This is a genomic window from Xylophilus sp. ASV27, from assembly GCF_016428875.1.
In the GTDB taxonomy this organism is placed as follows: domain Bacteria; phylum Pseudomonadota; class Gammaproteobacteria; order Burkholderiales; family Burkholderiaceae_C; genus Xylophilus.
On record NZ_JAELTO010000020.1, the window covers coordinates 1 to 14,749 of the forward strand.

The 14,749-nt window shown below is 71.1% G+C and carries 17 protein-coding genes; 6 read left to right on the forward strand and 11 right to left on the reverse strand.

Features of this window, described 5'->3' with window-relative positions; genetic code table 11:
* The 9 genes from radA to JHD63_RS24750 all read right to left on the reverse strand — a co-directional run.
* Positions 1-1,185, reverse strand: a 1,185-nt coding sequence (radA, locus tag JHD63_RS06425) for a DNA repair protein RadA (protein ID WP_198969918.1), incomplete at its 3' end; no start/stop codon positions are given.
* A gap of 138 nt (positions 1,186-1,323) precedes the next feature.
* Positions 1,324-2,631 (reverse strand): oxamate carbamoyltransferase subunit AllG family protein, encoded by a 1,308-nt coding sequence (locus JHD63_RS06430; RefSeq protein ID WP_233167720.1) that lies wholly within the window; start codon positions 2,629-2,631, stop codon positions 1,324-1,326.
* On the reverse strand, positions 2,628-3,413 hold the full coding sequence (locus JHD63_RS06435) for a branched-chain amino acid ABC transporter permease (RefSeq protein ID WP_198969919.1): 786 nt from the start codon (positions 3,411-3,413) through the stop codon (positions 2,628-2,630). Before JHD63_RS06435 ends, JHD63_RS06430 begins: the two co-directional genes overlap by 4 nt.
* The gene (locus tag JHD63_RS06440; protein ID WP_370590409.1) at positions 3,410-3,820 is read right to left on the reverse strand and encodes a branched-chain amino acid ABC transporter permease; all 411 of its coding nucleotides are present in this window, start codon (positions 3,818-3,820) and stop codon (positions 3,410-3,412) included. Before JHD63_RS06440 ends, JHD63_RS06435 begins: the two co-directional genes overlap by 4 nt.
* A gap of 164 nt (positions 3,821-3,984) precedes the next feature.
* Positions 3,985-4,167 (reverse strand): hypothetical protein, encoded by a 183-nt coding sequence (locus JHD63_RS06445; protein ID WP_198969921.1) that lies wholly within the window; start codon positions 4,165-4,167, stop codon positions 3,985-3,987.
* Positions 4,119-5,192: an amino acid ABC transporter substrate-binding protein gene (locus JHD63_RS06450; protein WP_198969922.1), complete on the reverse strand. Its 1,074-nt coding sequence runs from the start codon at positions 5,190-5,192 to the stop codon at positions 4,119-4,121. Before JHD63_RS06450 ends, JHD63_RS06445 begins: the two co-directional genes overlap by 49 nt.
* 126 nt (positions 5,193-5,318) lie before the next feature.
* A complete protein-coding gene (locus JHD63_RS24950; protein WP_198969923.1) occupies positions 5,319-6,164 on the reverse strand; it encodes a PDR/VanB family oxidoreductase in 846 nt (281 codons plus the stop codon).
* A gap of 100 nt (positions 6,165-6,264) precedes the next feature.
* The gene (locus tag JHD63_RS24745; RefSeq protein ID WP_304952634.1) at positions 6,265-6,924 is read right to left on the reverse strand and encodes an amidohydrolase family protein; all 660 of its coding nucleotides are present in this window, start codon (positions 6,922-6,924) and stop codon (positions 6,265-6,267) included.
* On the reverse strand, positions 6,924-7,460 hold the full coding sequence (locus tag JHD63_RS24750; RefSeq protein WP_304952633.1) for a hypothetical protein: 537 nt from the start codon (positions 7,458-7,460) through the stop codon (positions 6,924-6,926). The genes JHD63_RS24745 and JHD63_RS24750 overlap by 1 nt, the downstream gene beginning before the upstream one ends.
* A 244-nt stretch (positions 7,461-7,704) precedes the next feature.
* Here JHD63_RS24750 and JHD63_RS06465 point away from each other — a divergent pair, with 244 nt between their 5' ends.
* The 5 genes from JHD63_RS06465 to JHD63_RS06485 all read left to right on the forward strand — a co-directional run bounded on the left by JHD63_RS06465 (position 7,705) and on the right by JHD63_RS06485 (position 11,693).
* Entirely contained in the window at positions 7,705-8,217 is a 513-nt protein-coding gene (locus JHD63_RS06465) for a MarR family winged helix-turn-helix transcriptional regulator (RefSeq protein WP_198969924.1), read from the forward strand.
* An 82-nt stretch (positions 8,218-8,299) separates the two neighbouring features.
* Positions 8,300-9,334, forward strand: a complete 1,035-nt coding sequence (locus JHD63_RS06470) for a helix-turn-helix domain-containing protein (protein ID WP_198969925.1) — start codon at positions 8,300-8,302, stop codon at positions 9,332-9,334.
* Positions 9,335-9,547: 213 nt separating this feature from the next.
* Positions 9,548-10,102, forward strand: a complete 555-nt coding sequence (locus tag JHD63_RS06475) for a midcut-by-XrtH protein (RefSeq protein ID WP_198969926.1) — start codon at positions 9,548-9,550, stop codon at positions 10,100-10,102.
* 246 nt (positions 10,103-10,348) lie between these two features.
* Positions 10,349-10,819 (forward strand): IPTL-CTERM sorting domain-containing protein, encoded by a 471-nt coding sequence (locus JHD63_RS06480; protein ID WP_198969927.1) that lies wholly within the window; start codon positions 10,349-10,351, stop codon positions 10,817-10,819.
* A 94-nt stretch (positions 10,820-10,913) separates the two neighbouring features.
* The gene (locus JHD63_RS06485; RefSeq protein WP_233167722.1) at positions 10,914-11,693 is read left to right on the forward strand and encodes a collagen-like protein; all 780 of its coding nucleotides are present in this window, start codon (positions 10,914-10,916) and stop codon (positions 11,691-11,693) included.
* An 11-nt stretch (positions 11,694-11,704) separates the two neighbouring features.
* Here the strand turns inward: JHD63_RS06485 and JHD63_RS06490 are convergent, their stop codons facing one another.
* Positions 11,705-12,796: a YeiH family protein gene (locus JHD63_RS06490; RefSeq protein WP_198969929.1), complete on the reverse strand. Its 1,092-nt coding sequence runs from the start codon at positions 12,794-12,796 to the stop codon at positions 11,705-11,707.
* Between the two features lie 260 nt (positions 12,797-13,056).
* Here JHD63_RS06490 and JHD63_RS06495 point away from each other — a divergent pair, with 260 nt between their 5' ends.
* Complete coding sequence (locus JHD63_RS06495; protein WP_198969930.1) at positions 13,057-13,983, forward strand: LysR family transcriptional regulator; 927 nt, start codon at positions 13,057-13,059, stop codon at positions 13,981-13,983.
* A 407-nt stretch (positions 13,984-14,390) separates the two neighbouring features.
* On the opposite strand, the gene JHD63_RS24955 is transcribed toward JHD63_RS06495, so the two are convergent.
* Positions 14,391-14,726 (reverse strand): hypothetical protein, encoded by a 336-nt coding sequence (locus JHD63_RS24955; protein WP_370590410.1) that lies wholly within the window; start codon positions 14,724-14,726, stop codon positions 14,391-14,393.
* Positions 14,727-14,749: the final 23 nt, after the last annotated feature.

Below are 14,749 nucleotides of genomic sequence, written 5' to 3' on the forward strand. Positions count from 1 at the left end.
CAGGCTGCTGGTGATGGCCAGCAGCACCGCCAGGTCGGCCGCCGGCTCGGTGATGCGCACGCCGCCGACGGCGTTGACGAACACGTCCTGGTCCATGCAGGCGATGCCGGCGTGCCGGTGCAGCACCGCCAGCAGCATGGCCAGCCGGTCGCGGTCCAGGCCTACCGACAGCCGCCGCGGGCTGGGGCCGCCGCTGTCGACCAGGGCCTGGATCTCCACCAGCATCGGCCGCGTGCCTTCGAGCGTGACCAGCACGCAGCTGCCGGGCACCGGCTCGGCATGCTGGCTGAGGAAGATGGCGCTGGGGTTGGTCACGCCCTTGAGGCCACGCTCGGTCATGGCGAACACGCCGATCTCGTTGACCGCGCCGAAGCGGTTCTTGATGGCGCGCACCAGGCGGAAGCTGCTGTGCGTGTCGCCCTCGAAGTACAGCACCGTGTCCACCATGTGCTCCAGCACGCGCGGGCCGGCCAGCGCGCCGTCCTTGGTGACGTGGCCGACCAGGATGATCGCCACGCCGCTGGCCTTGGCCGCGCGCGTGAGGTGCGCCGCGCATTCGCGCACCTGCGCCACCGAGCCCGGGGCCGAGGTGAGCTGGTCCGAATAGACCGTCTGGATCGAGTCGATCACCGCCACCGAGGGCCGCAACTGCTCCAGCGTGGCGAGGATCTTCTCCAGCTGGATCTCGGCCAGCACCTGCACCTGCGAATGCTCCAGCCCCAGGCGGCGCGAGCGCAGCGCCACCTGGGCGCCGCTCTCTTCGCCGGTGACGTAGAGCGTGTCGAGCCCCGCCGGCTCGCCGCCCGAGGCGCCCGAGGGCCGGCGCGACAGCGCGTCCAGCGCCTGCAGCAGCAGCGTGGATTTGCCGATGCCCGGGTCGCCGCCGATCAGCACCACGCCGCCCTCGACGATGCCGCCGCCCAGCACGCGGTCCAGCTCGTCCATGCCGGTGGGCGTGCGGTCGAAGTCGCTGGCCTCGATGTCGGAGAGCATCGCCACCTCGGCGGTCTGCGCCAGCGCGGCAAAGGCCGGCGTGCCCAGCCGGTTCTTGCCCGGCGCGGGCGCGGCCTGCGCCACCGTCTCCACCAGGGTGTTCCAGGCGCCGCAGCTGGGGCATTTGCCCAGCCAGCGCGGGCTGGTGCCGCCGCATTCGGAGCAGACGTAGTTGGTTTTTTCCTTGGCCATGGGGTGGGGACTATAGGGGGCGCCCGCCAGTGCCAGTCCCGGCCGCCATCCGGGGTAGCGCCGTCAAAATTCAAAAATGATAGCGAATAGCCAAGGAACAGCCTGGGCTACGCCTACTTTTCGCTGGAATCCCGACCATTATCGGAACACCTCCATCGGCGGCACGAACACCCCCCGCCCCAGCAAGCCCGCCTCTCCCGCTGCATCGACCATCGCAATCGCCGCCATCGGCGCCACGCCGCTGCGCGCCACCGCTGCGGCATCCAGTGCGCAGGCGGTGCCGGAGCGGCGCAGGTGCAGTCCGGGCCGCTCGCGCCAGTCCGGCGGCAGCCAGTCCTGCAGGGCGGCGGCGACCTCCGGCGCGCCCGCCAGCGCCTGGGCGCCATGGCCCAATGCGTCGATCACGCCGCTATCCCCCACCATGGGGGAGGCCGGGCGCGCTGCCGCGGCGTCTAGGCGCGGGCCTGCCGGCGGCTGCGCGGGGGCGGTGTGCCACTGCGCCGGCTTTCCGGCCAGGCGGATGCCGCAGTCCTGGCCATTGCCGGCCAGGGCCACGACCAGGGTGGCGGCGGGGTCGCGGCCATCATCGGCCGCGGCCTCGCCCACCAGGTGGCAGGCCGCCATCCACAGCGTGAGGAAGAACAGCGGCGTGCCGGCCAGCATGGCGGCGACCGCCTCGTCGTCCAGCGGCAGGCGCGTCTGCAGCGCGGCGGTGGCGGCGGTGGTGCGGGCATGCAGCTCGTCACCGCCGGCCAGGCCGGCCGCGGCCAGCGGTGCCAGGTCGACCGCACCCTGCGCCAGCGCGCGCTGCAGGCAGGCGGCCAGCGGGCCGTCGCGCCAGGCCAGGCGCGCCAGTATGGCCGGGTCGCGGCTGCCGAAGCGGATCTGCGGACCGGCGCCGCTGCCCAGCAGCGACCAGGCGCGCCGGGCCGGTGCGGCGGCGTCCGCCACATCGACCAGCAGCAGGCGCGGCTTCATGGCCAGGCTCTTGGCCAGTTCCAGGCGCTTGCGCGACGGCAGCGTGAGCGCTGTCGCCGGCCGCCGCGCCTGGTCGGCCAGGCCGACGAATTCCAGATGGGCCATGGCCTCCTGCGTGGCCTGGGCGCGGCTGGCAGCGGCGCCGGCGAACAGCGCACCCGCGCTGACGTTCTCCAGCACCGTCATCTGCGGGAAGGGCTGCACGATCTGGAAGGTGCGCGTGAGGCCGCCGCGTGCGGCCTGGAACGGGCGCTGGCGCGTCACGTCGCGACCCTCGAAGACGATGCGGCCGGCGCTCGGCGCCAGCACGCCGGTGATCAGGTTCACCAGCGTGGTCTTGCCTGCACCGTTGGGGCCGATCAGGCCGACGATCTCGCCCTGGCGCAGCGAGAAGCTCACGTCGCGCGTGGCCTGCAGGCCGCCGAAGGACTTGGAGAGGTGGGACACCTCGAGCAGGGCGGGGCTCATGGCCGGGACACCTCCATGCGCGGCACGGCCGCAGGCTTGCGCCGCCACAGCCGGCGGTAGTCGATGTGCAGGAAGCCGCCGGGTAGGAAGAAGATCGGCAGCACGATGACCAGGCCCAGGATCGCCTGGTTGTAGTCCAGGAAATGCGCCCAGATGGTCTTTTCCATCAGCACGAAGGCGGTGGCGCCGATGACCGGGCCGTAGACCGTGCCCAGGCCGCCGAGCATGGCCATGGCCGGCACCTTGAGCGTGAGCAGCACGCTGAACGCGTCGGTGGGAGAGATGTAGGACACCCAGGACGCGTAGATCGCGCCCACCATCCCGCAGAATACGGCCGACAGCGTGAAGGCCGCGGTCTTGTAGCGGTTCACGTCCACGCCCACCATGTCGGCCGCGTCCTCGTTCTGGCCGATGCAGCGCAGGCCGAAGCCCAGCCGGGAGCGGTCCACCGCCACGGCCGCGACCCACACCAGCAGCGCCACGCCCAGCATGGCGTAGAAGAACACGCGACCGGCGAACACCGGGCCGCCCGGCAGGATGGGAATGTTCAGGCCGTCGCCGCCGCCGGTCAGGCCGGACCAGAGCGAGGCCACCTGGCGCAGCACCTCGATCAGCGTGATCGAGCCCACGGCGAAGTGGTGCCCCTTCATGCGCGTGATGGCCACGCCGATGCAGAACGCAAAGGCCGCAACCACCAGCGGCAGCAGCAGCATGGCCAGCACCGCGGCCGCGAACACGCCGTGCGGGGCGCGGCGGTGCGGGGACAGGAGGGGAGCGCTCATTCGTAGCCTTTCTTGCCCAGCAATCCGGTGGGGCGCACCATCAGCAGCACCAGCATCAGCAGCGAACCGAGCAGGATGGCGTACTGCGCGCCCACGTAGTTGCCGGCCACGCTCTCGATCAGGCCCAGCGCCATGCCGCCGGCCAGCGCGCCGGGCACGCTGCCCAGGCCGCCGATCACGCAGATGGTGAAGGCCTTGCCGATCAGCAGTCCGGTGATGTTGGTGGTGATCGGATAGACCACCGACATCAGCGCGCCGCAGGCGACGGCCATGAGCGCGGCGATACCGAAGGTCACCGCATAGACCTTGTTGACGCGGATGCCCATCAGCGCGGCCGCGTCGCGGTCCATGCGCACCGCGACGATGGCCCGGCCGATGCGCGAGCTGCGCAGCACGTAGTACAGGATGGCCGCCCAGCACGATGAAGGAGCCGTGCATCGTGTTGATGACGTTGAGCACGCCCCGGCCCAGCGAGAAGCCCACGGCGATGCAGGCGTAGAGCGCGCCCAGCATCAGGCCGTTGGCGACGATTTGTGCGTAGATGTCCATGCCGTTTCGCAGTGGGCAAGCCTTACTTCGCCGCGGCGAAGGGCTTGAGTTCGGCTTCCTTGATGGCATCCGGATAGAGCAGCACGGCCTTGCCGCCCTGTACCTGGATCACCGGCAGCTGGGGGCCGGCGTTCATGTCGTTGAGGCCGAACTTGATCAGGCCGTAGAAGGTCTGGATGTCCAGCGCGGCCAGCGCGTCGCGCACCTTGGCCTTGTCCAGCGTGCCGGCTTTCTCGATGGCCTTCTGCAAAGCCACCGGGCCGCGGCGGAGGACGCACCCACGTAGTCGGGTTCGGCCTTGGCGCGGGCCAGATACTCGTCGTGGAAGGCCTTGGTCGAGCCGAACACGTCGCCCGAGGTGTAGGGCGTGGCCTTGTGCCACCAGGTGACGCTGCTGACGTTCTCGGCCAGCGGGCCCAGGTTGTTGACGAACTCGGGGTAGGCCGGTCCGGTGATCATGGTGACGATGGGCGCCGCGACGCCCAGGTCGGCCATCTGTTTGCGCGCCAGGATCAGGTCCTTGTCGTAGCCGGTGACGTAGATCCAGTCCGGCTTGGTCGCGCGGATGCGCGACATGGAGGCGGAGAAGTCCAGGTTGCCGACTGGGTACAGCTCGTCATGCACGATCTCCAGGCCGGCTTTCCTGGCGGCCTCGCGCATGCTCGCGAGCATGGGGCGCGGGAACACGTCCTCGCGGCCCAGGATGGCGATGCGCTTGACGCCGGGCCTCTTCTTCACGAACTGCTGCACCATGGTCTCGACCAGGCCGCCGTTGGGCGCGAGCGTGCCGAACAGGTACTTGAAGCCCTGGTCGAACACCGACTCGGACGAGGCCGAAGGCGCCACCACCGGCACGCCATAGCGCTCGGCCACGCCCGCCACCACCTTGGTGTGGCCGGAGCCGAAGGGCGACACAATGAAGTCGACCTTGTCCTGGCTGATCATCTTCTCGGCCATCTGCTGGGCACGCTGGTCGTTGGACTGGTAGTCGCTCTCGACCAGCTCGACCTTGAGCTTCTTGCCGCCGACGTCGATGCCGCCCACGGCCTTGACCCGCTTGAGCCACATGTCGTAGGCCACCTGTTGCTCGCGGGCCTCGTCGGCCAGCCCACCGGTCAGCGCCAGCGGTGCGCCGATCCTGATCACCTGCTGCGCCTGGGCGGTGGCAGCAGCGGCGATCAGCGCCAGGGGCAGCAGGGCCGTGCGGCCGAAGGTGCGGAGGATATTCATGGAACCTGCCTTATTTCAAGATGGGTTGGGGAAGGAGAAACTGAACAGGGAGTGCGCCGCCGGCACGGCACAGCGTGATGAGTGGCATACCGCATTTGTCATGTCCTGCGGACGAAGTGGCGCGCATCAGAGATCCAGCACCAACCGGGGCGATGCGCTGCGCGAGCAGCAGATCATCATGGTCCAGCGCCGGGCATGGTCGGCCGGGGCATACACGCTGTCGGCATGCACGGGCACGCCATCCAGCACCCGCACCTCGCAGGCGCCGCGCACGCCCTGCCCGCAGGAATAGAGCACGTCCATGCCCTCGGCGAGCAGCACTTCGAGGATGGTCTGCCGTGGCTGCACCGTGAAGCGCTTCTGCGAGCGGGCGCGCTCCACGGTGTAGGCGTCCGGCGGCGCCGCGTCCGCGGCCGGCGCGGTGGGCGCTGGCGCGAAGCGCTCGACATGCACCGCCCGCCCTGCGGCAAGCGACGCCAGTTCGTCCAGCATGCGGGCCGGGCCGCAGCAGTAGATCGCGGCATCCGCAGGCGCGGCGGCCAGCGCGTCGGCCAGTCGGCAGGCGCGCTCGCCGTCCGCGCTGTAGTGCACGGACACGCCCGTGCGCCCCTGCAGCGCAGCGCCGAACAGGGCATGCTCCGGCGAGCGGCACCAGTAGTGCAGCCGGACGGCGCGGCCCGCGCGCTCCAGTTCTTCGAGCATCGAGTAGATCGGGGTGATGCCGATGCCGCCAGCCAGCAGCAGCACCGGCCCGTCGCCCGCCGCCACGGCAAAGTGGTTGCGCGGCGCGCCGATCTGCAGCACCTGGCCCACGCGCGCGCTGTCGTGCAACCAGGCAGCGCCACCGCGCCCTGCCGCGTCGCGCTGGACCGCGACCGCATAGCGCTTCGGGCTGCTCAGCGCCGTGATGACCGAGTACGGCCGCACGCAGCCGTTGCCCAGGTGCAGGTCGACATGGGCGCCCACGGCCACCGGGGGCAGGAGCTACGGCGCCAGCGGCTCCAGATCGAACAGCAGCGCATCCACCGCGCCATAGCGCATGCCGGCCAGCCGCACCTCCAGCCGCGCGGGCTCAGACGGTGCCATAGCACGCGCCCATGTTGCGCAGCCAGGAGCGGTACTTGTCCTTGAGCGTCCAGCTGCCGCGGTGGTCGTCGAGCACGCTGACATCGGCCACGCCCCCCACGCGCAGGTGGCCGATCTCGCCCTCCAGGCCGACCATGCGTGCGGCGTTGGCCGTGACCATGCGCACCACGTGGGACAGGTCCAGGCCCAGCGCCAGCATGCTGGTCATGGCCGACACCATGCGGCCGGTGAACAGGTGGTCTTCCTCGTCCGGATGCGTGTCCGGGGTGCCGGGCGGCTGCGGCACGCTGGTGTTGTAGCCGTGCATGTCGGTCCCCAGGGTGTCGGGCAGCACGCCATGATCGAGCACGATGCGCGCCGTGCGGTAGCTGAAGTGCGAGCCATGGCCCACGTCGATCTTGAGCCCGCGCGCCACGGCCTCCTTCACCAGCGGATGCAGCTTGCCGTCGATCTCGACGAAGCCGCCCGGATGCCGGCTGAAGGGGTGGGCCAGGATGTAGCCGGGCTTGAGCATGTCCACTACCTGCCCGAAGATCGAATCGGGGTCGACCGGGCGGCCGCGGATCTCCGGCTTGGGCCAGAGCTGGCCGAAGTGGATGTAGACCGGCAGCTCCGCCTCGCGGCCGATGCGCGAGGCCAGGCGCATCACGTCCACGACTCAGCGCGCGAAGCCGCCGATCCGGCATGCGCCTTCAGGCCGCGCACCAGGTCGCGGTTGGCACGCGCAGACTTCACCGTGGCCCCCACGTCCAGGCAGTCGGGGCGGTACAGCTCGGGGTAGCAATGCCCTTCCAGGCCCCCCACCAGATAGGCGGAGAGGAAGGCCAGCACCCGGGTTTGCGAAGCCCCCGCCACGTGGTGACGCAAGCCCGGCAGCGTCATGCAGCTGGCACCGCCCTGATCCACCACCGTGGTCACGCCGGAGTGCACGCCGCACATGCAGGCATTCATGCCGAAGCGCCCCGTCACGTACTGGTAGACGTGGCCGTGGGTGTCGATCAGGCCGGGCAGCACCAGCTTGCCACGGCAGTCGACCACCTCCACGCCCGCTGCGGCGGCGGTACCCGCAAGGTCCTTGCCGATGGCGGCGATGCGGCCGTCGCGCACCAGTATGTCGGCGACAGCGTCATGGCCGCTGGCCAAGCCTATCACATGGCCGCGTTGCAGTAGGAGGTCTTGCATGTCGGAGCGGGCGCGCCGGGCGCCGGGCGCCGGAATCATCGTAGATAGGCGGCATACCTCACATTCCATGCCAGCACCGGAGCAGGCCTGGCGATGGTCCGGACGCCAACAACCGCACCAACGGAGCGCAGCACTGCGGCGCATGCGCACTTGTGGCGCGCGCAGCGTTTTACGCTGAGGCATTACATGGCATACCTCATAATCGTCCCTGTCGGCCGCGACTCTTGCAAGCGGCTACGCCACCATGCCTGATGACCACCCATCCGACACAGCGCCCCCGGCCGAACTGCGCACGCTGCAGGCGCGCTCCCTCCTGTTCAGGCAACCGGGCTTCCTGGTGCGGCGGCTGCACCAGATCCACGGCGGCCTGTTCCTGCAGGAGACCAGCAGCTTCGACATCACGCCGGTGCAGTACAGCCTGCTGACCGCGCTGGCGCAGCACGGCGAACTGGACCAGAACACGCTGGCCTGGGAAATCGGGCTGGAGCGCAGCAGCGTGGCCGAGGTGCTGCCTCGGCTGCAGGCGCGCGGCCTGCTGGAACGCCGCCAGTCGGAGCAGGACCGGCGCGTGAAGCTGGTGCGCCTGAGCCGCGCCGGCCGTGCTCTCGTCAAGCGCATGGAGCCCGCCATGCAGCGCGCCCATGACCGCACACTGGAGGCCCTGCCGGCCGCCGAACGCGACCTCTTCATGCTGCAGCTGATCCGGCTGGTCGAGGCCAACAACGACGCGAGCGTGGTGCCGCTGCGGCTGAGGTGAGGGGCGCGGCAGTACATGGCCTGCCATGGACGCCACTCGGGGATGGTCCGGCGCAACGTTCCCGCTCCATAATCGCGCCGCCATGCCCGCTACCCGCCCTTTGCCCTCCACGGTTTTCGCCACCGACCAGGCCGCGGGCGAAGCCCGCTTCGAGGCCTGGCGCGACAGCATTTCCGTCATCTTCGACGTGGCCCCGCTCGCACGCGAGGGGCTGGACAGCTTCCAGGCCTCGGTCAACGCCTCGCATCTGGGCAACCTGCTGATCGGGGACCTGTCCTTCGGCGAACAGCAGTTCTCGCGCACGCGCGCACGCGCCGCGCGCGACGGGCTCGACCACTACCTGGTCCAGTGGTACCGCAGCGGCGGCTTCGTGGGCCAGCACGGCGACGGTCAGGACATGCAGGTGCGCCCCGGCGACATCACCGTGCTCGAACTGGACCGCACGCTGCGCACTTTCGCGCGCCCGTCCCAGGTGCTATCGCTCATCATGCCGCGCGCGCTGGTCGACGAGGCCTTTGCCGGACCTCCAAGCGGGCTGCATGGCACCGTGCTGCGCATGGAAACCGCCCTGTGCGGGCTGTTGAGCGACCACCTGGCGTCGCTGCACCGGCGGTTGCCGGCCATCGCGGTCGCGGACGCGCCCGCCGTGACGCAGGCCACCGCGCAGATGCTCGCAGCCTGCCTGCGCCCCAGCCGGCATACCCAGGCCCAGGCGCGCGAGGCCCTGCACGGCGTCACGCTGGAGCGCATCCAGCGGCACATTGGCCGCAACCTGGGCGCGCCACTCGGCCCCGACACGCTATGCCGCACTTTCGGCATCTCGCGCAGCCGGCTGTACCGGCTGTTCGAGCAGCAGGGTGGCGTGGCGCATTACGTGCAGCAGCAGCGCCTGCTGCGCGCCTTCCATACGCTGGCCAACCCGGCCAACCAGCGCCTGCGCGTGGCAGAGATCGCCGCGCGCACCGGCTTCACCAGCGAGGCCCACTTCAGCCGCGCCTTCCGCGCTGCCTTCGGCGTTGCGCCCCGCGACGCCCGTGCCGTGGGCGCGCCTGCCCACGCAGCGGCTGGCAGCGCCGCTCCATCGGCCGAATACGCCAACTGGGTACGCGGGCTGTAGTCCCCCGCTTTCCCGGGCGCCGCGCCAGGACCGCCACGAGCGCCTGGCCACGCCGCCGGGCCGAAAAACCGCGCAGGTGCCTGCGATACGGGGGCAATACGCCTCATGGGCTGGGACACCGGGTCAAGAAATGCGGAATCCCCAGTCAAGCCGCACGCACAGGGCCTCCTAGCATCGAGGAGACCTCTCTCCAGGATTGAAAAAGGATTCCGCATGACTTGCAAACGTCTCCTGCGTGCCGGCGCGCTGGCGCTGGCTGCCGGCACACAGGCACCCGCATGGGCGCAGGCGGTGGGCAACATCACGTACGCGCCCTTGAGCGCAGGCACGCAGTCGGTGCCCACGCTATCGCAGTGGGGCATGGCAGCGCTGGCGCTGCTGCTGGCCGCAGGGGCACGCCATCTGCTGCGCGGCCACGGGAACGGCGTGGTCCGCACCGCGATGCTCGGTCTGGTGGCCGGCGCGGCGCTGCTGGCCATGCCCTGGAGCGGGCAGGCGCTCGCGGTGCCTGCGAGCGAGGTGCTGCTCGACAAGCCCGCAGGCGGCAGCGTCGATCTGCCCGACCACCCCGACTTTGAACTCCCGTTCGCGGACTTCATGCACGGCTACGAGGTGCGCAACACCACCGACCGGCCGCTGCGCATCACCGCCGTGGACGTCACGGCCGCGCATCGCATCGCCGGCCCGAGCGACGAGACCCGCTGCAGCGTGGACCAGACGCTCGCGCCGCTGGCTTCCTGCCAGATCGTGGTGAGCCGCCCCCATTGACGGCGATAGCCGACGCTGCCACCGCGAGCCGGGGCCCGTGGGCGCCTGGCCTGCTGACGGCAGGCCAACGCGCCGGCGCGGAGGCCGCGGGCGCTGAAACGCCCAGTCAAGGCGCAACCGGACGCACAGTCAAGACACCAGGGCTGGGCGCGCAGAAGATCACCGCCACCACTCCATCCGCGCACCATGCGCTTTCAGAACAATAGTTTTCAGCGCTTGCTGCACGGCGCACTGACGTGCCGTCGCATGTTCCAGATGCCGTCGCACCTGATCTCCATCGCTGCCTTGCTGCTGGCCGCCGCGCCCGCCGGGGCGGCCTGGGTGCTGCCGTCCGGCACGGCGGCCGACCTGGGCGGCGGCACGGTCTCCATGGGCTGCGCGGACATACTCAACGGTGGCACGCTGGCCCTGGGCGCGGGCGGTGCGCTCACGGCAGCGCGCGATGTGTCCACCCAAGCCGGCGCACTGCTGGCCCTGGGAGACGGGCGGGTGGAACTGGCCGGGCAATGGATACCCTCCGGCCAGGTGACCGCCAGCGGCGGCCAGGTGCTGCGCACCGCCAGCCCGGGCTGCCCCGTGGCGGGCCAGGCGGGGCCGGTGCCCCTGGGCAACGGCGCGGGTGCGCCCGTGGCCGTGCCCACGCTGGACGGCTGGGCGCTGGCGGCGCTGTCGCTGCTGCTGGCCGGCATCGGGCGCAGGACCCTCTCTACACAGTGACACCAACAAGGCTGATCTCATGCCCCGGATACCCTCCCGCCTCCTCGCCTGCCCTGTCCTCTGCCTGTGGGCGGCGGTCGCCTGGGCGGCCGACATGACCCTGACGCCCGCCGCCGGAAGCAGCGTGGTCATCCACTCCGCCCCCGGCACACCCGCGCTGCAGGTGCTTCCCACGGGCGATGTGCGCCTGCCCGGCCTGCCCGGGACATCCGCCACCGCCACCAGCACGGTGTGCCACGACGCAACAGGCCTTCTGGTCCGCTGCGACCCGCAGGCCATCGTGGGGGCCAAGGGCGACAAAGGCGATACGGGAGCACCGGGTCCTGCAGGACCCCAGGGCGCCACCGGCCCGGCAGGACCGAAGGGCGATGCCGGCGCCGTGGGTGCGCCAGGCTCCGCGGGCGCGAACGGCCTTCAGGGGCCGCCCGGTGTAGCAGGCCCGGCAGGTCCCCAGGGTGATCCCGGCCCGCAAGGCCCCACAGGCCCCAAGGGCGATACCGGCGCCAAAGGCGACACCGGCCCTGCCGGGCCGCAAGGCACCGTGGCGGGTGTGGCCAACGTGCGCCACGGCTGCTTCTCGCTGCAAGATCCCGCCGCCGACTACACGACGTTGGCAACGATCGTCAGCGGTGCAGCCTACCGCGTGATCAACGCCGCCGACAGAAACACCGGCGCTCTGGCCTACTTCATCCTATTCGACTCGCCGCCCAGCGGCATCCTCAACTCCACCGTGCTGCTGGACGTGCGCAGCAGCACGGGCCGCAGCCTGGCTGCCACCTTTGAGCGCGGCTCCCCTATCAACTTGCTCATCGTCTTGAAAGAAGCTCCCGTAGCAGGAGAGAACCTGAACATCTGCTTCATCCTGATGCGCTGATAGCGCCCGCCTCAGAACAGCCGCGGCAGCCACTGATTGACCGCCGCGCCGCCCGCCACCAGCCAGGCGAACAGCAGCGCGGCCAGCCCCAGCGGCCGCAGGCCGGCCTGGCGGATGGCCGAGACGTGGGTGGTCAGGCCCAGGGCGGCCATGGCCATGGCCAGCAGCACCAGGTCCAGGTCCAGCGCCAGTTCCACCACGGGGCGCGGCAGCACGCCCAGCGAGTGCACGCCAGCCACCGCCACGAAGCCCAGCGCGAACCAGGGAATGGCCAGGCCGGCGGCGGGCGCATGCGCACCCGCCGCGCCGTCGCCGCGCTCCGGGTTGCGCGCCAGCCAGGCCGACAGCATCAGCAGGAAGGGCGCCAGCATCATCACGCGGACCATCTTGGCGATCACGGCAGTGTCGGCCGCGTGCTCGCCCACGGCGCGGCCGGCGGCCACCACCTGGGCCACCTCGTGGATGGTGGAGCCGGCGAAGATGCCGTAGCCGGTCTCGCTCATCGCCAGCCACTGGTGCTGCAGGTTCCACTGGTACAGCGCGGGGTAGAGGAACATGCCCAGCGTGCCGAACACCACCACGGTGGAGACGGCCACCGTCACCTGCCCGGCGCGGCCGCGCACCACGGGCTCTGCCGCCATCACCGCGGCGGCGCCGCAGATCGCGCTGCCGGCGCCGATCAGCATGGCCGTGCGCCGCTCCAGGCCGAAGGCGCGGGTGCCCAGCCAGCCCGCCAGCCCGAAGGTGCTGCACAGCATGGCCGCGTCGATCGCCACGCCCGCCAGCCCCACCTGGCCGATGTCCTGGAAGGTCAGCCGCAGCCCGTACAGCACGATGCCCAGGCGCAGCAGCCGCTGCTTGGAAAAGCCCACGCCCGGCCCGGCCGCGGCGGCCAGGCGCGGGTAGACGGTGTTGCCGGCCAGCAGGCCCAGCACGATGGCCAGCGTGAGCGCGCTGATGCCGTGCGACTGCAGCCACGGCGACGCCGCCAGCGCGATGGCCGCCGCCGCCAGCGCCCCGGCCAGCAGCAGCCCGGGCAGCAGGCGCCCCGCGGCGCCGCGCAGCGCGGGAAGGGAAAGGGCGGCGGGCGGGGCGGTGTGCATGGCGGCTTTCGAGGGTGTGCAGGCACTTTAGAAATCCGCCGTTAACCTGTAAAACAGATAGTTTCGTTATAACCAACCATCAGAATCGATATGAACCCCAGGCGTCGCGCTTCGCGTCTTCACCACCCTCCTTGCAGCGGGCACCTCCTGCGGCCCGGCAAGCCGGTTGCGCGCATGTCCGCGCACGGACTGCTCCGCGGCCTTCCGGGGCTTGGGACTTCGTGCGCCGCGGGTGGCGCGCGGCGCCACGGACGACTGCCATGCGCCTGACGCTGCGCCAGCTCCAGCTGTTCTGCGCGGTTGCGCGCACCGGCTCCACCAGCGCGGCGGCGGAGGCGGTGGCGCTGTCGCAGTCGGCCACCAGCGCGGCGCTCAATGAACTCGAATCGGTGCTCGGCGCGCGCCTGTTCGACCGCGTGGGCCGGCGGCTGGTGCTCAACGACAGCGGCCGGGCGCTGCTGCCCGACGCGCTGTCGGTGCTGGCCCGGGCGCAGGCCATCGAAGACGGCTTTGGCGGCGACGGCGCGCCGCGCATCCGCCTGCGGCTGGCGGCCAGCACCACCGTCGGCAACTACCTGCTGCCCGGGCTGATCGCGCGCCTGCGGCGGCAACTGCCGCAGGCCGGGCTGGACGTCTGGATCGGCAACACCCTGGGCGTGTGCCAGAGCGTGGCCGCCTTCGACGCCGACCTGGGCCTGATCGAGGGCCCCTGCCACATGCCCGAACTAAGCGTGCTCGACTGGTGCCGCGACGAACTGATCGTGGTCGCCGCGCCGCACCATCCCTTGGCCGCGGCCGCGGCCCGGGCGCCGCTCACCGTGCGGCAGTTGCGCCCTGCTCCGTGGCTGCTGCGCGAGCCGGGCTCGGGCACGCGCGAGGCGGTGGAACATGCGCTGCTGCCGCACCTGCAGCAGGTGCGCGCCGAGATCACCCTGGGCAGCTCCGAGGCGATCAAGAACGCCGTGGCCGAAGGCCTGGGCATCAGTTGCCTCTCGCGCGTGCTGGTGCAGGACCTGCTCGCCAGCGGGCGCCTGCGCGAGCTGCCAACCACCCTGCCCGCCATGGAGCGCAGCCTTGCGCTGGTGCACCGGCGCGAGCGGCAGCTGTCTGCGGCGCTGGAGCGTTTCGTGGGCGTGTGCCGGGAAGCGGCGGCGCCTGGAGCGGGCGGGCCCGGGGCCGGGACCTGAGGGGCTGCGCCTGCCGCAACGTGCCTGCGAGGCGGCCAGAGCGTTGCGCCTTGCATTCGGGGCTTGCGTTCACAGCCCTGCGGGCGGCGGGAGCCAGGAGGTGCGCCCGGCGGCGCAGCCCCTTTCTCTTGTCTCGCCAAGAGAATGGAAGCAAAGAAAAGGCGCCCCCCTGTGGCGGTCCGCTGCGCGGACGGCGCTGCGATGCTCGGTGCGGGCAGGCGGCTGCGGAATTCGCCTTCGGCTCAGACAGCCCTCGCCGCCCCGGTGCTCCTCGACGCCGCAGAGGGGGACCCCGGGCGGCCTACGGGCCTTTGCTGCGCTCGACCGGGCGCTGGGTACGGTATTTTTGCTATTAAATATATAGCATGTAGCCAAGGTATTATCTGGGCTACAGGCACTTTTCCCCATCAAGCGCCCGCAGGGCGGTGCGGCGCACGCGCGGCGGCGCGCCATGGGCGCGGCTCCATCACCACCACCTTGTCGCCCAGGCAGACCGCCTCTTCGAGGTCATGGCGTCGAGCGCGCCGAAGGGCTCGTCCAGCAGCCTGCTCGATGTACTGCGTGGGCACGCCCTGCAGCCCCTTGCAGGTGTTGAGGGCGATCGGCGCGGCGGCGGCCTTGGCGATCAGGATGATCTTCAGCGCCTCGTTGATGCCCACCAGCAGCAGGCCGGCACCGGCGGACGTGGCGCGGACGGCGCGGCAAGGGCGGGGGACTGGGTGTCGGACATGCGGGTCGTGCATGTGGCGCGCGCCCTGGACCAGGG